Source organism: Arthrobacter sp. (assembly GCF_030540645.1).
Taxonomy (GTDB): domain Bacteria; phylum Actinomycetota; class Actinomycetes; order Actinomycetales; family Micrococcaceae; genus Specibacter.
Genome location: NZ_JAUNVV010000052.1, coordinates 1,899 through 24,674, shown reverse-complemented (window position 1 = coordinate 24,674; position 22,776 = coordinate 1,899). Strand labels below are relative to the sequence as shown.

The 22,776-nt window shown below is 63.6% G+C and carries 19 protein-coding genes, 1 tRNA gene and 1 pseudogene; 16 read left to right on the top strand and 5 right to left on the bottom strand.

Annotation, left to right across the window (positions count from 1 at the left end; all coding sequences use genetic code 11):
* Positions 1 to 390: hypothetical protein (locus Q4P21_RS10720; protein ID WP_369598891.1), on the top strand; the 390-nt coding region annotated here is incomplete at its 5' end.
* Here Q4P21_RS10720 and Q4P21_RS10715 read toward each other — a convergent pair.
* Complete coding sequence (locus Q4P21_RS10715; RefSeq protein WP_303388760.1) at positions 314 to 2,698, bottom strand: CDP-alcohol phosphatidyltransferase family protein; 2,385 nt, start codon at positions 2,696 to 2,698, stop codon at positions 314 to 316. The two genes, Q4P21_RS10720 and Q4P21_RS10715, sit on opposite strands and share 77 nt — an antisense overlap.
* A gap of 88 nt (positions 2,699 to 2,786) precedes the next feature.
* On the opposite strand from Q4P21_RS10715, the gene Q4P21_RS10710 reads away from it, so the two are divergent.
* The 10 genes from Q4P21_RS10710 to Q4P21_RS10665 all read left to right on the top strand — a co-directional run bounded on the left by Q4P21_RS10710 (position 2,787) and on the right by Q4P21_RS10665 (position 14,584).
* On the top strand, positions 2,787 to 3,854 hold the full coding sequence (locus Q4P21_RS10710; RefSeq protein ID WP_303388759.1) for a zinc-binding alcohol dehydrogenase: 1,068 nt from the start codon (positions 2,787 to 2,789) through the stop codon (positions 3,852 to 3,854).
* 4 nt (positions 3,855 to 3,858) lie between these two features.
* Positions 3,859 to 4,257: a 6-carboxytetrahydropterin synthase gene (locus Q4P21_RS10705; RefSeq protein ID WP_303388758.1), complete on the top strand. Its 399-nt coding sequence runs from the start codon at positions 3,859 to 3,861 to the stop codon at positions 4,255 to 4,257.
* A 65-nt stretch (positions 4,258 to 4,322) separates the two neighbouring features.
* Positions 4,323 to 5,393 carry a glycosyltransferase family 4 protein gene (locus Q4P21_RS10700; protein ID WP_303388757.1) on the top strand — a complete coding sequence of 357 codons (1,071 nt, stop codon included), beginning with the start codon at positions 4,323 to 4,325 and terminating at the stop codon, positions 5,391 to 5,393.
* 1 nt (position 5,394) lies between these two features.
* On the top strand, positions 5,395 to 6,378 hold the full coding sequence (locus Q4P21_RS10695; protein WP_303388756.1) for a lysylphosphatidylglycerol synthase transmembrane domain-containing protein: 984 nt from the start codon (positions 5,395 to 5,397) through the stop codon (positions 6,376 to 6,378).
* Positions 6,371 to 7,075, top strand: coding sequence for a dihydrofolate reductase family protein (locus Q4P21_RS10690; protein WP_303388755.1), 705 nt, complete (start codon positions 6,371 to 6,373; stop codon positions 7,073 to 7,075). The genes Q4P21_RS10695 and Q4P21_RS10690 overlap by 8 nt, the downstream gene beginning before the upstream one ends.
* A 193-nt stretch (positions 7,076 to 7,268) precedes the next feature.
* Complete coding sequence (locus tag Q4P21_RS10685) at positions 7,269 to 8,846, top strand: ABC transporter substrate-binding protein (protein WP_303388754.1); 1,578 nt, start codon at positions 7,269 to 7,271, stop codon at positions 8,844 to 8,846.
* On the top strand, positions 8,843 to 9,868 hold the full coding sequence (locus tag Q4P21_RS10680; RefSeq protein WP_303388753.1) for an ABC transporter permease: 1,026 nt from the start codon (positions 8,843 to 8,845) through the stop codon (positions 9,866 to 9,868). The genes Q4P21_RS10685 and Q4P21_RS10680 overlap by 4 nt, the downstream gene beginning before the upstream one ends.
* Entirely contained in the window at positions 9,865 to 10,701 is an 837-nt protein-coding gene (locus tag Q4P21_RS10675) for an ABC transporter permease (RefSeq protein WP_303388752.1), read from the top strand. The genes Q4P21_RS10680 and Q4P21_RS10675 overlap by 4 nt, the downstream gene beginning before the upstream one ends.
* Complete coding sequence (locus Q4P21_RS10670; RefSeq protein WP_303388751.1) at positions 10,698 to 12,470, top strand: ABC transporter ATP-binding protein; 1,773 nt, start codon at positions 10,698 to 10,700, stop codon at positions 12,468 to 12,470. The genes Q4P21_RS10675 and Q4P21_RS10670 overlap by 4 nt, the downstream gene beginning before the upstream one ends.
* A 5-nt stretch (positions 12,471 to 12,475) precedes the next feature.
* On the top strand, positions 12,476 to 14,584 hold the full coding sequence (locus Q4P21_RS10665) for a CocE/NonD family hydrolase (RefSeq protein WP_303388750.1): 2,109 nt from the start codon (positions 12,476 to 12,478) through the stop codon (positions 14,582 to 14,584).
* A 504-nt stretch (positions 14,585 to 15,088) separates the two neighbouring features.
* Here Q4P21_RS10665 and Q4P21_RS10660 read toward each other — a convergent pair.
* Positions 15,089 to 15,721, bottom strand: coding sequence for a DUF998 domain-containing protein (locus Q4P21_RS10660; protein WP_303388749.1), 633 nt, complete (start codon positions 15,719 to 15,721; stop codon positions 15,089 to 15,091).
* A 95-nt stretch (positions 15,722 to 15,816) separates the two neighbouring features.
* Positions 15,817 to 17,037, bottom strand: a complete 1,221-nt coding sequence (locus Q4P21_RS10655) for a multidrug effflux MFS transporter (RefSeq protein ID WP_303388748.1) — start codon at positions 17,035 to 17,037, stop codon at positions 15,817 to 15,819.
* A 321-nt stretch (positions 17,038 to 17,358) separates the two neighbouring features.
* Here Q4P21_RS10655 and Q4P21_RS10650 point away from each other — a divergent pair, with 321 nt between their 5' ends.
* From Q4P21_RS10650 to Q4P21_RS10630, 5 genes are all read left to right on the top strand, one after another.
* A complete protein-coding gene (locus Q4P21_RS10650) occupies positions 17,359 to 18,198 on the top strand; it encodes a phage holin family protein (RefSeq protein WP_303388747.1) in 840 nt (279 codons plus the stop codon).
* Positions 18,199 to 18,299: 101 nt separating this feature from the next.
* Positions 18,300 to 18,920, top strand: a complete 621-nt coding sequence (locus Q4P21_RS10645; protein WP_303388746.1) for a CDP-alcohol phosphatidyltransferase family protein — start codon at positions 18,300 to 18,302, stop codon at positions 18,918 to 18,920.
* On the top strand, positions 18,917 to 19,816 hold the full coding sequence (locus Q4P21_RS10640) for a DMT family transporter (protein WP_303388745.1): 900 nt from the start codon (positions 18,917 to 18,919) through the stop codon (positions 19,814 to 19,816). Before Q4P21_RS10645 ends, Q4P21_RS10640 begins: the two co-directional genes overlap by 4 nt.
* Positions 19,817 to 19,862: 46 nt before the next feature.
* A complete protein-coding gene (locus Q4P21_RS10635) occupies positions 19,863 to 21,068 on the top strand; it encodes a glycosyltransferase (RefSeq protein ID WP_303388744.1) in 1,206 nt (401 codons plus the stop codon).
* A gap of 69 nt (positions 21,069 to 21,137) precedes the next feature.
* Positions 21,138 to 21,211, top strand: a tRNA-Ile gene (locus tag Q4P21_RS10630).
* A 172-nt stretch (positions 21,212 to 21,383) separates the two neighbouring features.
* Here Q4P21_RS10630 and proC read toward each other — a convergent pair.
* Positions 21,384 to 22,220, bottom strand: coding sequence for a pyrroline-5-carboxylate reductase (proC, locus tag Q4P21_RS10625; protein ID WP_303388743.1), 837 nt, complete (start codon positions 22,218 to 22,220; stop codon positions 21,384 to 21,386).
* 319 nt (positions 22,221 to 22,539) lie between these two features.
* Positions 22,540 to 22,776, bottom strand: a pseudogene (locus Q4P21_RS10620) (sugar phosphate isomerase/epimerase); the annotation flags it as partial.

Here is a 22,776-nt window from a genome sequence, read left to right as displayed (position 1 = left end):
GTCATGTGGATTCGTATTCTGGCGGCGGTTGCGGTGTTTGCCTCGGCCCTGATCCACCTCGAGCAGTGGATTGTGGTGTTCCAGCACACGGCCATCGTTGGCCCGGCCATGCTGGTGAACTTTGCCGGCGGCGTGGTAATCACCGTATTGCTGCTCTTATGGCGCCACTGGATACCGCTTGCACTGACCGTGCTCTTTGGCTCCTCCACGCTCGGGGCCTTCCTCGTCTCCGTCACCGTCGGCCTCTTCGGCGTCCACGAGCACTGGACTGGCTGGATCATTTTCACCGCAGCCGCTGTGGAAATTGCCGCGATCATCCTGGGCTTGGCAGGTCTGTGGAATGAACGACGTCGGCACCCGGCTCCGCGGGCGGGCTCGGCTCCGGCGTGACACCCGCACTGTAGGCCGCAAGGAACCGGTCCCGAAAAGCACTCATGGGCCACACCGGTGCGCCCTCGTTCGGCAGCATGCCCTCCTGCCAGCCCCAGGAGGAAATCTGGTCAAGCACCGACGGGTCGGCGGCGATGATTGAAATGGGCACATCATGGCCGGCCCCGTCACCGGAGACTTCCGCGTGCGGCTGGTGGTCGCCCAACACGATCAGCACCAGGTTCGGATCCGCATGGGCCGTGATGAAGGAGAACAAGGTGTTGAGCGAATACTGAATGGACTGCCCATAAAGTTCTTTAATCCTTGCAGGATCCCCGGCGATGGACTCAGGGGAATCACCCTGCGCTGGCATGCTGGAAAAGACTGTCCCGTCGCCCACTTCATCCCACGGCACCAGGTGCGGCAGCGGGGTCCACGGCGTGTGGCTGGACACCAGGTCAATCTCGGCCATGATGGGCGGGCGTGGATGAGCGGCCAGTTCCAGCCGCTGAAAGGAGGACAGAACATATTGGTCCGGCATGGTGGCGTAGCTGAACTTTGGCCCCCGGTACCCTACATTCCTGGAGTCGTAGAGCGCATCAAAACCGTAAAACGCACGCCCCTGGGGCCAATCCACGGTGTCGGAGGGAACTACCGAAACAGTCCTCCAGCCGGCCTGCGAGAAAGCGCGGCTCAACGTCAGCCGGTTGCTCGTCAACAGTTGGTTGTAGCGCTGCTGGCTGTCCACCCACAGGCCAGACTGCAGCGTGGCATGGGCAAGCCAGCTCGCACCGCCAAACGTTGACGAGGTCAAAAATCCACTCCGCGACGAAAATCCGGCCGCTTCCAGCTGATGGGTCCCCGCAGCAAGCACCTTCTCAACCCCAGGGGAATAGGAAGACCCCTCAAGCGCTGAACGGCCGTAGCTCTCAACGAACACCAGCATCACGTCCCTGCCCTGCAAACCGGCCAGCAGCTTGCCTCCGGGCACATCCTGAAAAGGATCGGGTGCAATCTCGGAGGCGAAGGTCCCCCTATCGACGAGGTCGTTTTGCAACTGGCCAAACTGCGCCGACAAAAACACAGCTGAACCGGACGAAGCCAAGGGCTGCCCGGGAGCCCATTGCACGCCAGCAACGGCGAACAACACCCAGGCAAGACCGAAGGCGGCAAGGGTGCGGGCCGAGACATGACGGTTGGCGGCCGTAACCCGGATCAGCCGAAGGACGGCCAGCGGCAGCAGCACCAGGGAGCCGGCAACAAAAATCACCAGCAAAAGCACGACGGCGAGTGCCCCGGCAGCGCCGATCGAGTTACCCAACAGCCCAGCGCCCGGCCCCAGGTAATACCAGTCGTTCACAGGGTCAAACGGCCGCGCAAAGACCGCCAGAAAGCCCATGTTCAGGACTTTCAGAGCCAGCAAGGCGCCCAGGAGAACGCCCATAAGGATTGCCGCCGCACGGTGCCATCGCCGCGGAAGCAGCAGTGCGGCCACCACCAACAACAGCGCCCCCAGCGGGATGCTGAGGAAGGCGGCGACCGTGACCTCGGAAATGCTGCTCGGCAGAGCCAGTACACCCCAGACAGCAGCGGCGGCCACTACCGTCGGCACCGCGGCAGGCACATGCACAGTGCCCGGGTGCTCCTTCCGGTGGCGCCACAGCCACCACGTTTGGCGCCCAAACGATTCGGCCAGCAACACCAACGCCACGAGCAAAACAATGAGGATAAGCGGGCGGGGGAGCACGTCGGCGGCAGCCAAGGTCAGCACCACTCCCTGCACCACCGCCACCACCTTTGACCAGTAGCGCGGCGGGGAGGAGGCCCGCAACCAGGGCAGGAACCAACTGGCAACAAGGAACAGGTACCTCGCCAACCCCAGCAAAAGCACCCACCAGCCCATCCGTGGAGCCACATACACGCTCATCGCCAAGATGAGGAAAGCGTCAACTTCCATGTCAAAGCGGGCGCCCAGGTCCGACGTCGTGCGGGTGGCGCGGGCAACCCAGCCGTCGGCGGCGTCCAAAAGAATCGTGAGGGAGGCGAGCGTCACCAGCAGGGCAAGCGGCACGGAACCGGTGAAGGAGTCTGCGACCAGGGCGGCGGCGCCGCCAACCAGGACTGCGCGCAGTTGGGTGACCCAGTCGCCCGGGCCAAAGCCGCGGCCACGGCGGAGAAGGCCGGACGAAAGCAGCACGCACAGCGTGATGGCGTACGCGACGCCAACACCCCAGCCTGGCGCGTCGAGTCCAACGGACAGCGCCAGCGCAGCCAACAGCGCGAGCTGGGAAAGCAGTCCGGCCGCGGGGCCGCGTTGAGCCGATCGCACGGAGCCTCCTAGGTGATGGACGCAACAGTATTAGGATAGGGGCAAATCCGGGGGTGGCTCCGGAATCCGAGCCGGGGATGTGAATTCTGTGGACGCTGACGCATTCGCCTACTGGCTGCGCGGTCCCGGCAGCGGTGAAATTCGTGCAGAAAGGCTCCCTGCTCCGGGCCCGGAGGACGTGCTCGTCCGTACGCTCCACACCGGGGTCAGCCGCGCCAGCGAGTCGCTCGTGCACCGCGGCGGTGTCCCGGCCAGCCAGCACGACGCGATGCGTGCGCCGTTCCAGGAAGGCGATTTTCCCGGACCATTGAAGTACGGCTACCTGAACGTCGGCGTGGTGGAGCAGGGACCCGCCGCGCTGCTCGGCCGCACCGTGTTCTGCCTGTTCCCGCACCAGAGCGCCTATGTGGTGCCGGCCGCCGCCGTCCATGTGGTGCCCGACGGCGTGCCTGCCCGCCGCGCCGTGCTCGCCGGAACTGTGGAGACTGCGGTCAATGGGCTCTGGGATGCGGCACCGCTGGTGGGGGACCGCATCGCCGTGGTGGGCGCCGGCATGGTGGGCTGTTGCACGGCCCGGCTGCTGGCCCAAATCCCTGGAGTGGAAGTGACCTTGGTCGACGTCGACCCCGCCAAAGCGGTGGTTGCGGCTTCACTGGGCGTTTGCTTTGCCGTGCCTCGCGAAGCAGATGTTGTATGCTCTGGTGCACGCCCGGGAGCGGCCGCTCGGATCGCCGCCTGCGACCTGGTGTTTCACACCAGCGGGACGTCCGCGGGCCTGCAGTTGTCGCTCGAGCTGCTGGCGCCGGAGGGGGAGGTAATTGACCTGAGCTGGTACGGGGACGCCCCGGTCACGCTGGCCCTGGGCGGAAGTTTCCACTCATCCAGGCTGGCCATCCGCTCTAGCCAGGTGGGCGCCGTGGCCCCGGCGCGCCGCCGCAACCGCACCACCGGGCAGCGGCTTGAACTGGCCCTGGAACTGCTTCGCGACCCCGCCTTCGACGCACTCCTCACCGGCGCCTCACCATTTGCGCAGTTGCCGCAGGTCATGGCGCAGCTGGCGGACGGTCGGCTTCCGGCACTGTGCCACACGATCACCTACGAGGATGTCGCACCCGCCGCATCCCGCCTCGACCCCGAATCCAGGAAAGCAGATTGAGTCCATGTTCAGCGTGACCGTCCGCGACCACATGATGATCGCCCACAGCTTCCACGGCGTAGCGTTTGGTCCGGCACAACGCCTGCACGGGGCCACGTACGTCATCGACGCCACGTTCAAGCGGGAAACACTCGATGAGAACAACACCGTGGTGGACATCGGGCTGGCAGCAACGGAACTACGCGCCCTCGTTGAGGCACTGGGCTACCGCAACCTCGACGACGAGCCCGACTTTGCCGGCATCAACACCACCACCGAGGTGCTTGCGAAGCACATTGCCGACAAGCTGGCCGAGCGGATCCACGCCGGTGCGTTTGGCCCGGGTGCGCTGGGACTGGCCGGGATCATGGTGACGCTGCACGAATCGCACATTGCGTGGGCGGGTTACGAGCGTCCATTGTGACCGCAGGCCCTGTTCCCAATTTTGGCAGACACACAGCTGGAAAGCCTGCCGCTGGCAAACCAACCGTGCACTTTCTGGTCCCCGCGGACATTGACAACCCGGCCCGGCCCAGCGGCGGCAACGTGTACGACCGCCGCCTGTCCACGGGCCTGACCATCCTCGGCTGGCATGTGGTCGAGCACCCCGTGGCTGGCAGCTGGCCCCACCCTGGCTACCGCGATGCCAACGCGTACGCTACCCTGCTCACCAGCCTGCCCGACGGCGCACTGGTGCTCATCGACGGACTCATTGCCCTGACCAGCCCCGGCGTCCTACTCCACGCAGGCCGCCTGCACGTGGTGATCCTCGTCCACATGCTCTTTACCGACACGCACGACGTCGGCACTGGGTTTGCGCTGGAACGCTCAGTCCTGCGGTGTGCGGCTGCCGTGGTCGCCACGAGCTTCTGGACGAAACGCCTGATCGTCGATAGGCATGGCGTGGCTCCGGGGAGGATCGCCGTCGTCGAACCCGGAACGGATGCGGCCCCGCCGGCCCGGGGGACAGCGGACGGCGGCGAGTTGCTGTGTGTTGCATCGATCAGCGCAGCCAAGGGCCACGAAACCCTGATCAGCGCGTTGCTGCACGTTGCCGATTGTCAATGGCAGTGCACCTGTGCGGGGGCCTTGGATCTCGATGCTACTTTCACCCGTGAGCTGCGCGACCGGGCGGAGGAAGGCGGGATTGTGGACAGGGTGCATTTCCCCGGCGCACTGGCGGCGGGGGAACTGTCCGCCCGCTATGCAGCGGCCGACGTTTTAGTGCTCGCCTCCCGCAGCGAAACATACGGCATGGTGGTCACCGAAGCGCTCGCCCGCGGGATTCCAGTAATAGCCACGGATGTGGGCGGCATACCGGAAGCCATGGGTCGGGGAGCCACCGGGGCGGTTCCCGGCCTGCTCGTTCCACCCGATGACCCGGGAGCGCTCGCAGCCGCTCTGCGCCGGTGGTTCGGGGATGTGGAACTACGCGAACTACTGCGCAGCGCAGCCATGGAGCGGCGGGAAAAACTGGAGAACTGGGACGCTACCGCCGATCGAGTGTCCAGGATCTTGCTGCCGTTGCATGCCGCCGAGTTCGAGAAGGCAGGGGACTGACATGGGCAGGTGGGGAACCGCATGGAGGTGGCTGCAGACGTTGGGCGGCGTAGCGGTGCTGGCCGCGCTGCTCTGGACGTTGGGCACCGGCCCGTTCCTTGACGGCATCAGGGCAGTGGACGGCCGGACCCTTGCGGTGGCTGCCGCCATCATCTTCATGACCACCCTGTGCAGCGCGTGGCGCTGGCGACTCGTGTCCGGCGGATTGGGCCAGGAGATTCCGTTCCGCGCAGCTGTTGCTTCCTACTACCGCTCGCAATTTCTGAACTCCGTATTACCTGGCGGTGTTTTGGGTGATGTGCACCGGGGCGTTGTGCAGGGGCGCACGGCCGGGGGAGTGGGGCGTGGGCTCCGGGCCGTCGTCTGGGAACGCGCCGCTGGGCAGGTACTGCAACTGGCGCTTGCGGTGGCCGTGCTGGCGCTGCTGCCTTCTCCCATTCACCGGGTCGGCGGAGTCCTTGCTGTCATCCTGATTGTGGTGGGCGCCGCGGCCTTGGTTCTAGTGCAGCTGCGTTCCGTCGCAGGGTCGCAGTGGTGGGTGCGTGTGCTGCGTGTGTCCGCAGCCGACATCCGCCGCGGACTGCTCAACCGCCGCACCGCTCCCGGAGTGTTTCTGGCATCCACCGGCGCGGTTGCCGGGTACACGGCTGTTTTCCTCATAGCGGCCCGCGCTTCGGGAGTGGAGGCTACCGTGCTCGAGCTTCTGCCCCTGGCAGTGTTCGTGCTCCTGGCCATGTCGATCCCTGCCAACATTGCCGGTTGGGGCCCGCGCGAAGGCGCAGCGGCCTGGGCGTTCAGTGCGGCGGGACTGGGCGCTGCGCAAGGCGTGAGCGCCGCCGTCGTGTATGGGGTGCTGTCCTTCGCCGCATGCCTTCCGGGAGCCGCTGTTTTAGTGGTGGACCGGGCCCGTCGCCGAGGCGCGACGGCTGTTGTAACCGCACCCGCACCGGCGCAGCGCGGCAGCGAGGGAGGCACCCATGGCTGAGCGTCCGTATACGCTGCTGAGTTGCTGCATGTCGATCGACGGTTACATTGACGACGCCACTACCGAGCGCCTGCTGCTCTCCAACGCCGCCGACTTTGACCGGGTCGACGCCGTGCGGGCCTCCAGCGACGCGATCCTCATCGGCGCCGGCACCGTCCGCGGGGACAACCCGCGGCTGCTGGTACGCAGCGAAACCAGACGTGAGGCACGCACCGACCGGGGGCAGCCGCCGTCGCCCTTGAAAGTCACGGTGACCAACGGAGCACGGCTGGACCCCTCCGCGGAATTCTTCACCACGGGCGCGGCGGCCAAGCTGCTGTACTGCCCCAGTCACTGCGTGGAGCAGGCCCGCGCACGGTTTGGTGCCGTGGCGACGGTGGTCGACGGCGGCGCGCAGGTTGGGATGGCCCAGCTGAGCGAGGACCTATACGCCAGGGGGGTGCGGCGGCTCATGGTCGAGGGTGGGGAGAAGATCCACACGCAGTTCCTGACAGAAGGCTTAGCGGACGAGCTCCAGCTGGTGGTGGCGCCCATCTTCATCGGCGATGCCCGTGCTCCCCGGTTGGTGCACGACGGCGTGTTCCCTTGGAATACGGACCGGCCCGCCCAGCTGGTGGAGGCACGCCCCATCGGAGACGCCGTACTTTTGCGTTATGCGCTTTCGGCCAGGTTCGACGGCGTGCGGTCGGCAGGCTGAGCCGCACTTGACCGAAAACCAACATGGCAATGCCGGGATCCTGGTCAGGCCGTGCCTGATGCCTCCCCGGGAAACGGGAGTATACGCTCAACGCCGAGGCCACGCCTTCCAGGCCGCCGAGGGCCACTTAACATTCTCGCCCTTCAGGAAGCAGAGCACTAGGGTTCGAGGATCACCCGGATGAGGAGCAGACATGTCAGACATACACTCAATCGGCCGTCGATCCATTCTTTCCAGCGGGTTTTTGCTCGGTGCAGGCACACTGTTGGCAGGCTTGACGGGATGCGGCAGCGCCTCGCAGGTGGCTGAAATACCAATGGCGGCAGCCACGGGCGTGCCGGCGCCGGGACGCAGGCTGCGCATAGCCCGCCCCGCCGCTTCGGCCGCTGAAACCCTTGATCCCGCCAGCTCCCTGTCAGCCTATGAATATCTTGGAGCCATTTACAACAGGCTGGTCAAGCTCGACGACAAGGGTGTCACGGTGCCGGACCTGGCAGCGGAATGGTCGTCCACACCCGATGGCAAGACCTGGACGTTCAACCTTCGCAGTGGGGTGGTCTTCCACGACGGGCGGGACTTCACCGCCGCCGACGTCGTCTACACGCTCGGCCACATCCTGGATCCCGAGGTGGGTTCTCCCCAGGCCGGGGTGCTGTCCCCAATACTCGAGGCCTCCGGAGTCACCGCACGCGACCGGCAGACAGTGGTCTTCAAGCTGACCTCGCCGAACGCCGAATTCCCTTCCTTGCTCACCGCCTACCAGTGCTACATCATCCCCGAGGATTCGGCCGCAACGATCGGCACATCCGGGATCGGCACCGGGCCCTTCAAGCTCAGTGAATTCACACCGGCCGGCCGCGGCGCGGTGGAGGCCTTTGCAGACCACTTCGCCGGGCCGCCGGCACTTGTGGGCATTGATTTTTACTCGGTGCAGGACACCAGCGCCCGCGTCAACGCCCTGCTCGCCGGCCAGATCGATCTCATCAGCCAAACCAACCTGGACTTCGCCACCGCACGCGTCGTGGCGTCCTCGCCCAACGCGACGATCGCCCGGGCCAAAGACGCCCAGTGGTACACGATCCCGATGCTTGCCACCTCCAAGGAGTTCTCGGACCCGCTGGTGCGCCAAGCCATGAAACTCGCCTACAACCCGAAAGACATCGTCGCCACCGCGCTGCAGGGCAACGGCAGCACCGGATGGGACAACCCGGTGCCGCCGGGTTACGCGGACCACTTGGACTTCACCCGAGAATACGATCCGGACAAGGCAAGGTCGCTGCTTAAGAAGGCCGGCGCCGAGGGGCTGACTATGCCCATCTACACCTCCTCCTACGACTCGGTGTTCACTCCGATGGCCGTTGCCTATGCCGACGCGGTGAAGGCGGCAGGCATCAAGCTCACCGTCACCAGCGCGTCGTCGGACTCCTATTACACCGAGATCTGGATGAAGAAGCCGCTCTCGGTCAGCTACTGGTTCACCGGCCGGCCCGTTGACCAGCTGCTCAACCAAGTCTTCCGCTCCGGATCTTCCTACAACGAGTCTGCCTGGTCGAACAAGACATTCGACCAGCTGCTGGTCTCCGCGCGCGGTGAAATGAACGACGCCAAGCGGCGCGGCATCTACCAGGATGCCCAACGCGTAATCATCGACGACGGCGCGGACATGACCCCCATGTTTGGGGACCGGCTGGTCGGGCTGTCCAAGGAGGTCGTGAACTATTCGGAGTTCGGCTTCGAGTTCGACTATATGAAGATCGGACTGAAATCATGACGAGGCTAATAATCCGCCGGTTGGGCAGCGCTGTACTGACCATCATCCTTGCCTCGCTGCTGGTCTTCCTGGCCATTCAGGCACTTCCCGGCGACGTGGCCCAGCAGATCCTGGGGCGCGGCGCGACCCAGGAGGCAATTGACCAGATGCGCTCCGAACTGGGCTTGGACACCCCGGTGGCGATCCGGTACATCCAATGGCTTTTCGGCGCTGTCCAAGGGGATTTCGGCACCTCGCTGGTTTCCGGCGACCCGGTGGGCCCGACCTTGCTGCTGCACTTTCGCAACACACTGCTGATCGCCATACCGACCGTGCTGATCTCCGTCACGCTCTCCATCCTGCTCGGCGTGTTTGCCGGGCTGCGCCGGAACAAGTGGCAGGATAACTCCATCTCCCTGCTCTCGCTCGTTGCCATGAGCATTCCCGAATTCATGATGGGTGCGCTGCTTGTGCTCGCCTTCGCGATCGGAATCCCACTGTTTCCGGCCGTGGTGCTCGACGGGCCCAACGCCACCGTGGCTGAACTGCTCCCCAGCATCTGGCTGCCGGTGATAGTGCTGTCCTTGGCGATGGCCGCGTACGTGATCCGGATGACGCGCACCTCGACCATCGACGTGATGACCTCCGACTTCATCACCACCGCCCAGCTCAAGGGACTTCGGGAATCACGGGTGGTCCTGCGCCACGCACTGCCCACGGCGCTGCTGCCGACATTGAACGTCGTGGCCATCAACATCGCCTGGATGCTCGGCGGCGTGGTCGTGGTGGAGAATATCTTCAACTACCCCGGCATGGGCAATCTGATGCTGGAGGCCGTCTTCAACCGCGACCTGCCCATCATCGAAGCTGTGGCAGTGGTCTCGGCCAGCGTCTATGTCGCCTGCAACCTGCTTGCCGACCTCACAGCGATGCTCCTTGATCCGCGTCAGCGCCTGGCCACGGGTTCCAGTCACAAGGCAAAGGCAAGGGCAAAGGCCGCCGGTTCCCAAGCCGCAGCCACCGGAGAAGGGAACCAACCATGAAATCCGCGCTCCGAGCCGCCGGACCGGTGTTCATCATCGGCATCGCACTGATCGCTATCAACCTGCTCCTGGCATTCCTGGCCCCGTGGGTTTCGGCCTATGACCCCATCGCCAGCAATTCCGACGCCGCCCTGCAGGGCCCCACCGCGGCACACTGGCTGGGGACGGACATGTACGGACGCGACGTACTCTCCCGAACCCTGAACGGCGGCCGCTACGCACTGCTTGTCACCTTCCTGGCAACGACCATCGCCGTGGCTGCTGGTGCGCTGCTCGGCTGCCTGGTTGCATTCCTGAACAACTGGTTCGACGACGTCGTGATGCGCGTTGTCGATGCAATCCTCTCGGTTCCGACGATTCTGGCACTGTTGGTTGTGGTTGCCGTCTTCGGCAGCGGGATGTGGGTGATCGTGCTGGCCGTGGTGGTTGTCTACACCCCGGCAGTAACCCGCGTGGTGCGTGGCGCAGCCCGTTCGGTCAGCTCCCTGGACTACGTCACCGCGGCCAAGGCCCGCGGCGAGCGTGCCGGTCCCATCGTGGTGCGCGAGATCCTTCCCAACGTGCTCGACGTCGTCCTGGTTGAATATGCCATGCGCGCCAGCTGGGTGGTTCTGCTGATTTCCTCGCTGTCCTTCCTGGGCTTTGGGGCCAACCCGCCGGCCCCGGACTGGGGGCTGATGGTCGCTGAGAACCGCACGGCCCTGACAGTGGTGCCGTTGGCCACCCTGGGGCCCATCGTGGCGCTGGCGACCTTCGTGATTGGGCTGCACCTGACAGCCGACGGACTGGGCAAGAAGCTCGGCGTTGACCGTGCCATGACAGGAGTGCAATGAGCATCGATGCAAGTGTGAGCGGTCCGGTCCAGGCGCCGGCCCCCGCTGGCGCAGCCGTGTCCGTGGAGAACCTGTCGATTTCCTATGCCGCCGGCAATGCCCTGGTGCCGGTGGTTCGGGACGTCTCCTTCAGCATTGCCGCAGGCCATACCTTCGGACTGGTGGGGGAGTCCGGCAGCGGAAAATCCACCGTGGCACGAACCCTGTTGGCGCAGCTGCGGGCCGGGTCCAAAGTCATCGGCGGCACGGTTCGGGTGGGCGCCCAAGAAGTCTTTGCGCTTGCCCCTGCCGAATTGCGCGCCCTGCGCGGGGGAACCGTTGCGCTGGTGGCTCAGAACGCCGGGCAGGCACTGACCCCGTCCATGAGGATCGGCTCCCAGGTGCACGAGGCCCTGACCAGCCACGGCATGACCGCCAGCCGCTCCCAGGTGCTGCTGGCCCTCGACCAGGTGCGCCTGCCCAACGTCAAGGACATGGCCAGGCGATATCCCCATGAGCTCTCCGGCGGCCAGCAGCAGCGCGTCAGCATCGCCATGGCCATTGCCGCAAGGCCCGACGTTCTGGTGCTTGACGAGCCAACCACCGCCCTGGATGTGGTGACCCAGGCCGCCGTACTGCGGCTGATCAAGGACCTGTGCCACGAACTGCAGACGGCAACGCTGATCGTCAGCCACGACCTCGGCGTGGTGTCCGGCATGGCCGATGACGTGGCGGTCATGCGCAACGGAAGGATCCTGGAAAACCAGCCAACCGCCGCGTTGTTTGGCAGTCCGCAGGCCGAGTACACCCGTGAGCTCCTGCGCGACGTGCCCAAACTCAAGACGCGGGGCGCCGGGGCCGGCAGGCCCGTCCCTGAGTCGGGGGACCCGTCGCTGAACGAAGTCCTTGTCGATTGCAAGGACGTGACCATTTCCTACAACCCAAGCGGGCCCCCTGCAGTCGATTCCGTAAACCTGCAGATCCACCGGGGGGAAACCCTGGCGGTGGTCGGGGAATCTGGAAGCGGCAAGTCCACCCTCGCCTGGACCTTGGCCGGGCTCAGAGGCGCAACCTCCGGAAGCTTGCGCGTCGAGGGCGGCGGTTCCGGACGTACCGGCGGCGACCTTGGAGAACCGGTGTCCAACCGCAGCCTGGAACTGCGCAGGATGGTTCAACTGATCTTCCAGAACGCCGATACGTCGCTGAACCCGCGACGCACGGTGGCCGCGGCGATCAAGCGCCCGTTGCGTCTTTTTGGCACCGTCCCGCGTTCGCGGGAGAAGGCACGCGTGGAGGAGCTCTTGACCGAGGTGGGCCTGCCGGCCAGCTTCGGCAAGCGGCTTCCGTCACAGCTCTCCGGAGGGCAGCGGCAACGCGTGGGCATCGCCCGGGCCCTGGCTGCGGGCCCCGATTTGATCATTGCCGATGAGATCACCACGGCATTGGATGTCTCGGTGCAGGCCGACATCCTGGAACTGCTGTCCGGGCTGCAGCGCACCCACGGGCTCAGCACGCTGTTCATCAGCCACGATCTCGCGGTGGTTGCCGATGTCGCAGACCGGGTGGTGGTCATGAAGAACGGGCGGATGGTGGAAGTTGGGCCCGTTGAGGCGGTCCTTGCCGGGCCCAACCATCCCTACTCCGCCTCCCTGCTCGCCTCGGTGATTGAACCTGGCGACCTTGACTTGCCGTCGGCCCCGTCCGAGGAACAGACTTGGAAAGACGACCCCGAAGGCGGTTGGGAAGAGCCCGGCAACGGGCACCTCATCCGAAAATGGAAGGACGCCTGAACTGGATGAAATATGTCGAATCACCGCAAGAAATCTTTACCGAGGACGCATGGATCGAGCTGTCGGACGGGACCCGGTTGCACGCCAGGATCTGGCGTCCGGTGGACTCGGAGTCCACGCCGGTTCCGGGGCTGCTTGAATACCTGCCGTACCGGCTCGATGATTGGACTGCTCCACGTGACAACGAGCGCCACCCGTACTACGCCGGACACGGCTACGCCTCGGTGCGTGTGGACATCCGCGGCACGGGAAGCTCCGGCGGCCTTTTCGTCGACGAATACTCCGAGCAGGAGCAGGCTGACGGGCTGGAGGTCATCGCCTGGATTGCCGCCCAGCCGTGGTGCACCGGAAGCCTGGGGATGTTCGGGATCTCCTGGGGTGGATTCAATTCACTGCAGATGGCCGGGCACGCCCCTGAGGCGCTGAAGGCCATCGTGACCGTATGTTCCACCGACGACCGGTATGACAACGACGTGCACTACATGGGCGGAGCCATGCTGGGCATCGACATGGCCTCCTGGGGCGGGACGATGTTCGCGTTCAACGCCCGCCCGCCACGGCCCGAGATCGTGGGGGAGGATTGGATCGTCCGATGGCGTGAACGGCTGGAAAAAACGCAGGCGATGACCGGCCAGTGGCTGCGGCACCAGGAACGCGACGACTACTGGCGCCAGGGGAGCGTCTGCGAGGACTATTCCTCCATCAAGGCGGCGGTGCTGGCAGTGGGCGGCTGGCACGATCCCTACCGTGACACGGTGCTGCGCCTGCTGGAAAACCTCGATGCCCCGGTGCGGGGGATCATCGGCCCCTGGTCGCATCAATACCCGGACCGCGGATATGCGCCGGGCCCGGGAATCGATTTTTTGGGGCAGACCCTGGCCTGGTGGGACAAATGGCTCAAGGGCAGGGACAACGGTGCCGATCAGGGCCCCGGGCTCCTTGCCTACCTGCCCGAGGGCGACCGTCCTGCAACATACTACGACGAGCGCCGGGGTGCTTGGCTCGGCCTCGACGGCTGGCCTGCCCATCAAGTCACCGGACAGCAGCAGGCGCTGTCGCAGGGCAGCTGCTCGACGCCGGCGTCCGAAGGGCTGGCAACGGTGCGCAGCCCCCAGCAGACCGGGGCCGACGCCGGGCGCTTCTTCCCCTTCGGCAACGCCACCGACCTGCCTCCCGACCAGCGCAGCGAGGACGGGCGCTCCACCTGCATCGATTTCAGGGCCTTGGCCGAAGACACCGGGATCCTGGGCAACGCCAAGGTGCGGTTGCGCTTGTCATCCGACGCACCCGAGGCCAACATCATTGCCAGGCTGTGCGACGTCGCCCCCGATGGGGCATCGACGCTGGTGACCCGCGGCGTGCTGAACCTGAACAAGCGCGAAGGCCGGGACAAAACTGTGCCGCTGCCCGTGGGCGAATTCGTTGAGGTGGACTTCGCCTTGGTGGCCGTGGGCTACGTTGTGCCCGCCGGGCACACGCTTCGCCTTGCACTGTCGTCCAACTACTGGCCGTGGATCTGGCCCTCGGCGGTCGAGGCGACCCTGACCATCGACCTGGCCGCCAGTTCCCTGGAGCTTCCGCTCTTTGGGGGCCAGGGGGAACCCGGCGCCGGACTGCGGGAGGCCATTGAGAAGGCCCGCACCAACGACGGCCTGGTGGTGGGGACCGGGCTTGGAGAGCCTCAGCAGCCCCCGCGGCTGCCGGTGGATTACCTCAGCAACGAGGGCGTACAGGTCGACGAAAAGTACATTGCAACCTCCCAACGCAGCGTGCACCACGACATCGAGACCGGCGTATGGACGCTGGATGTCGACCCGGGCTACGGGGGTTCGCGTAAATACCCCGATGGTCTGGTCTTCACCGAGTTCAGCCGCGAGACCTATACGATCCGTGAGGGCGACCCGCTCAGCGGACAGGCGCGTTCTGCCTGGTTCATCGAGCTTTCCAACGCCGGATGGTGCGCACGCCTGGAAACCGAATCGGTGCTCGGATCCACGGCCGAGGACTACGTGCTGACAAACAGCATCAGTGCCTGGGCCACCGTTGGCGACGGCGACGAAGAATTGGTGGCACGGAAGCAGTGGAAGGAAACCATCCCCCGCACCTCGACCTAAACCGTCCATAACGGGTGAGTCTCCCCCGGTCTCCATGCTGGCTGTGTTGACACAGTGGCGGTTGCGTTGGCCGTCGTGGCGCTATTCCCTTCTCCCATTCGACGGGTCAGAGGAGTCCTTGTCGTCGTCCTGCTTGTGGTCGGTGCAGCAGTTCTGGTTTAGTACAGCTGCGTTCCGTCGCGGGGTCGCAGTGGTGGGTGCGTGCGTCCGCAGCCGGCATCCGCCGCGGACTGCTCAACCGCAGTACAGCTCCCGAAGTACTTCTGGCATCCACCGGCGACCGCTATTTATTACGGGCTGGCCTGGTTCTGTACCGTGCTCGCTAGTGCTGTCCAAAAGAATATTGGTGACAGTGCCAGCGCCAATTCTGCTCACCCGATTCAGGAACTGCAATCAGGTCCAAGCTACCCGGGCAACACTGTAGGGGAATAGACGAGCAAGCGGGCCTGGCACGTCTCAACGAGGCCTGAGGGAACACGGCCGGCAGCCCGGGCGGGGAGCTGGTTACCGCCGTCGGTCCAATCCCCTGATGGCAGTGCTCACCGCCATCGCCCAGCCAAGAACGCCGGCGAGACAAACCCGCTCGGCGAGACCCAACAGACTCGGCTTCAGAACGGTAGTCAACCCCAGAGAGGCGAGCCCGAGGGACGCAATTACCGCGAGGGTGAGCGCCGCCGGGTAGGCCTTCGCCAGTTCCGTATTGTGGCGTATCCAGCGCGTCAGCACAAGAATGCCGGCCAGCGCAGCGATAAATCCTGTACCGGCCACGAAGAGATGGACTGTGCCAACCGTCGTCGCCGGTCCCGGACCAACGTCAGTTGGAAAAAAGGCCAGGACGGCCGAGCTAAGTCCCCCTACAGACATCAGAACCGTACCGGTCCGCCGCAAGTTGGAGGGCAAGCCGATCCGATTGATGGCGGCGACAGCGCAGCAGGTAGTGACGGTCCGGCCAAGAAAATTCACGTTCATGATCCACCCGTACGGACCAACGGCGAGGTTGCTTTCAGCATCACTGATGACGCTGTAATGCGGTGGGAGGAATTGGAGCGCCACGTCCACTAAGACATAACCGGCGACACCAGCCATGGCTGCGGTGGCCAGCCTTCGTCGGGCTTTGTTCTGTGTCAGCAGCGTCATGGTTCCAGCTTTCCACAGCACACCCGTTTTTGGTGGGGCCGCGCCATGGCGAGGCGTCACTTCAGCTGGTTGCCTCGCAAGGCAGTCCGGTGGCGCTAGATGCTGGGCACCGTTCTGGGCCGGACCACGAACCACAGCATAGCCATGGCCAGCAGCGAGCACGTGCCCATGATCAATGCCATGGGAGCAGCCGTGGCCACGCCCACAATGCCCACAACCGGGGTAATCAATCCGGCAAAGCCAAAGTTTGTGGCTCCCATGAGAGAGGCCGCGGTGCCGGCCTGCTTCCCATGGCGGGTCAGTGCCTGGACCTGTACCGAGGGGAACATGAAGCCCGTGGCGCAGATGAAGAACCACAAGGGGATGATGACTCCCCACAGGCCAAAGCCCAACTTGTCGAACACCACCATGGCCACGGCTGCGGTTACCTGGGCGACCGTTGCCCACGCGATGACCCATTGCGGACCTATGCGGCGCATGATGCGCGAGGCGGCTTGCACACCGGACACCACGCCCAGGGAATTCACGGCGAATAGATAGCCGTATTGCTGCGGAGTGAAGCCAAATGTGTTTTGGAACAAGAACGTGGAAGCGGAGAGATACGTGAACAGGGCGGCAAAGTTCAGTCCGCCCACCAGGATGGTGCCTACGAAGATCCTGTCGCTGAACACGGCCTTGTACCTGTCGGCGGCGCGAACGCCGTCGGACTTCCGCTTCTCAGCGGGCAGGGTCTCAACGATGAACATGAACGTGGCCACAACCACCATCGCCCCGTAAATGGCTAGGAACCAGAAGATTCCGGGCCAGTGCATGATGCTCAGCAACTGTGAACCGATCACGGGGGCAAGAATCGGGGCCATGCCATTCACCAGGGCCATGCGGGAGAGCATTTTCACCAGCTGGTAACCGCCAAAGAGGTCCCGGATCATGGCCATGGCCACCACGGCACCGCCAGCGGCACCTATGCCCTGCAGCACGCGGAACATGCCCAGCATGGTGATGTCCGTGGACATGGCGGCCCCAATGGAGGCGGCTACGTGCACGGCAGTTGCAAGGATCAGCGGCATGCGGCGGCCAAATTTGTCGCTAAAGGGGCCCACGATCAGCTGCCCGGCGGCGAAACCGATGGTGGTGGCGGTCAGAGTCAGCTGGACAGCGGTGGCGCTGACACCCAGCTCCTTGCCAATGATGGGAAATGCCGGCAGGTACAAATCGATGGTGAAGGGGCCCAGCGCGGTCAACAGGCCCAGCACTAGAACATAGATCAGCTTTTGCCGACGGGATAGGGAATCACCTGGGTGAATGGTGGTGGTCAAAACGAGAATCCTCAAAAATCATGGTGTTCAGAAGTGCTGGGGTACCGTAAAAATGAAGTGCCCAATGGTTCATGGTATGTGCATTTTGGGCCGCCGATGCGACGAAATGAAAAGAGGTGAGCATGAGCACAAAAGGGCAACTTCAAGAGAGGTGTTGTCATTTCGCAACCACGCCCGGGAACGGCAGCGCCCACGCCAAGCATGATGGATGGTAATTTTGACTCTACGGCGGTGCCTTGACCAGAAGGAACCGCAACGATCTTGGGCCTGCACGCGTGCCATGAAGGACGCCGCAGACCATAAACTACGGAGGCGGACTCAGTGACGATAGTGCAAAAGGACGTGCATATCGAGGCAGACGAAAGCTTGAAGGAGCGGGGCTCAGCGCTGGTGGAGACGGCAAAGACTGCCTTCCGCCTTGTCCCGCGCCAGCTAAACGACGAAATTGCGTTGGCCAAGCTGGAACTTGGAGACAAGAAATCCCGGGTCACCGGCGTGGCAGTCTTTGCGGCCCTTGCTTTAGTCTTCGTCTTCCTCCTGGTCATCGCCCTCGTGGTGGCCGCCATTGCGGGGCTGGGTACAGTCCTTCCGTTGTGGCTCTCAGCGCTGATTGTCACCGCCGCACTGTTGGTGGTGCTGGGCATCTGTGCACTGATTGCGGTGAAGAAGTTCAAGTCCTTGCTTCCGCTGCTGCCCGAACTCGCGTGGCGCGGAATTCGCTACGACTTGGGCGTCGCACAGCACGGCCGTGACTTCGACCCGGCAAGTCTTGACCCCGAACCCATGACGCGCGAACAGAAGAAGGCGAAGAAGGCCGAGGCGGAGGAAGCCAAGGCCAAGGCTGCGGCAGAGCGTGCTGCCAAGGACGCCGAGAACGGCCCCACAGCCAACACCACAGAGCTTCTTGCACGCACCAAGGCGCGCCGCGAACACCTGCTCAGGCTGCGCGAGGATCTCCTCGTCGAAGCCGATGTGAAGAAGCAGGCGACTTATCTTGTGGCCACAGCCAAGAGCAAGGCCAAGGAAACAGTGAACCAAGCCGCTGCCGGCGCCGTGCAGCAGAGCGTGGACACCGTCAAGGAACGCTGGAAGCCCTTGGCCGTCTTCGCCGTAGCAGCTACCGCCTGTGTGGTCTTCCTGCGCAAGTTGATGAAGAAATAGTCTTCGCGCCCATTCACCGCCCTTTACTGCCATAACCTAGTCAGTGAATGCCACCACAAAGCCGCCGTCACCGGCGCAGCCCAAACCACACATCTAAAGGGGTGAATGAAATCTCCGGCAATTCCAGCGCTTCCGCGGTGGGCTCTGATGCCATCCTGACGGTTCCCAACCTCATCACCGTCGTCAGGTTTCTTGGCACGCCCGTCTTCGTGTGGCTGGTGCTGGCTCGCCAGGAATATGGGTGGGGGGTGTTTGTGCTGGCCCTCATGGGCAGCACAGACTGGATCGACGGATTCGTTGCGCGGAAGCTGAACCAGACCTCCAAGCTGGGTCGGATCATGGATCCAGTGACTGACAGAGTGGCGCTGGTAGCCGTCATAATCACCATGGTGATTGCCGGGTTCCTGCCACTGTGGCTGCTCCTGCTGCTGTTGATTCCCGACGTCGTCCTACTGAGCGCCACGCTGTACTTCTTCCGTGGAGACGCGGATCTAAAGGTCACTTTGCTGGGCAAGACGCGGACTGCGGCGTTGATGATCGGCACACCCATGCTGCTCCTGGCGAAGGCGTTGGATTCGGATTTCACCTTTGTGCTCAGTTGGGTATTCCTGGGCTCGGCCATGATCATGCACGTCATCGCGTTTTATCAGTACTTTGTAGCACTCCTGCAAAAACACCGAGAGTTGCATCTGCCAGCTGGCACTGTGCAGGGCCGCCCATGATGTGGCTTGCCGTAGCGAGCGCGGTGGCTGGAGCATTCTTCCTGGCCTTTGGTGCACAACGTCAAGGCAGTGCCGTGCAAAACAACACGGGCGGGCTGGCTCTGGGTGGCTCGGGTTTCTTACGGCTGCTGCGAAACCCCCGCTGGGTGTTGGGGCTGACACTGCTGGGTATTGGCATGGTGCTCAACGTCGTGGCATTGACGCTGGGGACACTGACGGTGGTGCAGCCCATTGGCGCCATTGCGCTGGTGATCACCACGATCGTGAATTCCCGTGACCAGGGAATTCGGCTCAACAGGGCCACCGTGGTTTCCATAACCGCCTGTGTTGCGGGCAGTGCGCTATTTGTGTTGCTGGCGGTCAATGTCGTGCGCGAAAACACCCACGTCACCTCCACACAGGAGTTGACAGTTGTGCTGTTGTTGGCCTCTGTGGTGATCATTTTTGGTGGGGCTTTTGTCATTTTCAAGCAAAGGCTCAAAGCGTTCTTTTTCATTCTGGGTTCGGGTGTGTTGTTTGGCTTCGTGGCCGTGTTGACACGCATCATTTCGAAGCAGATATTTGACCCCAATGGGCTTTTTTTATTGAACGTGCAGTGGTATTCGATCATTGCAATAGCCGTGGCCGGTGGGCTCGGCAGCTGGTTTGTGCAAAGTGCCTATGCCAGCGGCCCTCCGGATCTGGTGATTGCCGGGCTGACGGTCATTGATCCGATCGTCGGCATCAGCATCGGCATCGTCATTTTGAGTGAGCTGCGCGACAACGTTCCACCGGTCGTGGCGATTGCCATGGGAGGTGCCGCGATCCTTGCTATCGTTGGGGTTATTGCGCTGTCAAGACACCACCCGGACGTGGTGAAGCGGCGCAAAGCCGCCAAGAAACAGCAGCGACAGTAACGGGCCGTCCCGCGGACCAAACCAGTAGCCACCAGGAGTTTTATCCGTGACATCCACCCCGAGTGACCGCGTCGACAAGCCGCTCACCATCTTGATTGCCGCAGACACCTACCCTCCCCACATCAACGGGGCAGCCCAGTTTTGCTTCCGTCTGGCAACGGGGATGACGGCTAGGGGACACAATGTTCACGTGATGGCCTGCCGGCCGGACGGCGGCCCCATGTTCACTGAACAACGCCCCGAAGCAACGGTGCATCGCTTGCGGTCACGGCCCGTGCCCACGCACGAGTACTTCAGAATCTGCCTGCCATGGGAGATCAAGAAGGATATTGCCACCCTCTTCGATGAGATCCAGCCTGATGTGGTGCACGTACAGAGCCACTACATGATTGGCGAGCACGTGGTGTATGAGGCCGTCCGCCGTGGCATCCGCGTAGTGGCAACGAACCACTTCATGCCCGAGAACCTGAACCCGTTCCTGCCGTTCCCGCAGTGGTTCAAGAACATTGTCGGCCGCGTCTCCTGGCGCGACATGGGCAAGGTCATGAGCCAGGCCGATGTTGTCACAACACCTACCCCTCTGGCGGCCGAGGCCATGCACCAGCACGCCTTCCTGCGGAAAGTCCTGCCGCTGTCCAACGGCATCGAGGCTGGCAACTACGAACTGGCAGAGGGTGAAACGATCCCACGCCACGACTACCCGATCGTTGCCTTCGTGGGCCGACTGGCTGAGGAAAAGCACATTGACGTCCTCATTGACGCCATTGCCAAGACACCGGTGGACCTGAACCTGCACCTGATTGTGGTGGGCGGGGGCGAGGTCAAGTCAGCGCTCAAGGCACAGGCCGAGAAGCTTGGCTTGGGCAACCGGGTGACGTTCACCGGCCTGATCAGCGACGCGGAACTGCGTGAGGTTTACCTGAAGACGGATCTGTTCGTCATGCCCGGGACGGCTGAGCTCCAGTCCCTGGTGACGTTGGAAGCCATGAGCGCCTCCACCCCCGTGGTGCTGGCCAACGCCATGGCCCTGCCCCACCTTGTGGACCCGGGCGTCAACGGCTACCTGTTCACGCCAAACGACAGCGACGACCTGGCGCAGAAGATCACCACGATCATGCGCCTGTCACCGGAGGATCGTGCTGCGATGGGTGCTGCGAGCCACTCCATGGTGGCTAGGCACGGGCTGCAGGCAACTCTTGACACCTTTGAAGACATTTATCGTGGCGGTAGCTACGAGGATCACGCAGTTTAGGTCTTCACCCCTTAGGATTGTAGGAGTGCTTTTCCTTGAGCAGCATTTCAGGGCAGGGCACGTTTGCATGGGGCCATAGCTCAGCTGGTTAGAGCGCGGGACTCATAATCCTAAGGTCCTCGGTTCAAGTCCGAGTGGCCCTACGTGCAAATCCCCCGGAACCAACACGGTTCCGGGGGATTCTTCGTTTAACGGCCATGCCCGGTGTGGGTCGGGTCCGCCGAGGCAGAAATGACCTGCGGGGGCTGTTGTGGTGATCGGAGGCTGCTATAGCGGCCTCCGATCACCACAACAGCCCCCGCAGGCGTTTGGCGCCTACTCTCCGGAGAGTTCTGCGGTGATTTCGGCGGCGCGGGCGGCTGCGGACTCGGCTCCGGCCTTTACAATTGCCGGCAGTCCCTGGCGGTCAAACGTCGCAATGGCCTGTTCCGTGGTGCCCTTGGGACTCGTAACCGCGCGGCGCAGCTCGGTGGCGTTGGCGCCGGGCTCAGCCAGCATCATGCCGGCACCAGCCACGGTTTCACGGGCCAGCACCTGAGCAATTTCAGGGGCCAGACCAAGCGCTTCCCCTGCTGCAGCCATCGCTTCAGCCAAGTAGAACGCGTAGGCAGGCCCTGAGCCGCTGATTGCGGAAACGGCATTCTGCTGCTCTTCCGGAACGTCAAGAACCACGCCGGAGCCATCGAAAATCGCATGAGCATCCGCCAAGTGATGTTCCTCGACACTCGATCCGCCGGACAAGGCGACCACGCCACGGCCAACCTTCAACGGCGTGTTCGGCATTGACCGCACTACGGGCTGGCCAGGGCGCAATGCGCCCTCAAGCTGCTCCAAGGAAACGGCGGCGGCGACGCTGATGACCACTGCGCTGGGATCAAGAGCGGTAGAAATTTCGCGGCACAGGTCAATAATGCCCACGGGCTTCACACCCAGAATCACCACGCTGGCACCTTGAACGGCTTCCGCATTGGCGCCGGATTCCTCGTTGGAGGCCAGCGCCGTGACGCCGTGACGCTCCACCAGTTCGTTGGCTCTCTCGGGTCGGCGAACCGTCACAGTCACCGACGTTGGAGACACTCCGGCGGCCAGCATGCCGCCCAGAATCGCCTCTCCCATGGACCCACAACCAAGAAATACAATCTTTTTCATCATGCCCCCATCATTCTTGGCAGTGTCAGTGCACGCAAACTGGGAACGCTTTGGACGGACTCAAAACCCCCGAAAACAGGTTAACGGCAAACGCACAGCTTGCGCCCCGGCTATTCTCAACCACGGGCCGTAATCTTTTAAGTACCTCATAAGGGTGCGAGTGATGATCGGACTGGCCTTGTCCTGAAGGCCAGTCAAATCGCCGAAGAACTCGCCAGTGTTTCCCCCCATCCACTGGCGCAGACGCTTCGGCGATTTCACGTTAACGGCCCTTTTTCTCCAGGCTTCCGCGCAGCCGGGTCTTGTGGCGCCAGAGAAGCGTCTAGGAAAGTGTCTGGCCCAAGTGCACACGGGCAAATTCCAGTGTTTCGGCCAACCACTCCTCGCGCTGCCCAGCCCCTTTGGCCTTACGGGTGGAAACTTCTGCCACCACGGCGCCGTCGAACCCGTTGGCGGCAATGTGTGTGAGCACTTCCACGCACTCCTGCGTACCGTGGCCCGGGATCAGGTGCTGATCCTTGGTGGAGGAGGTGCCGTCGGTCAGGTGGATGTGCCGCAG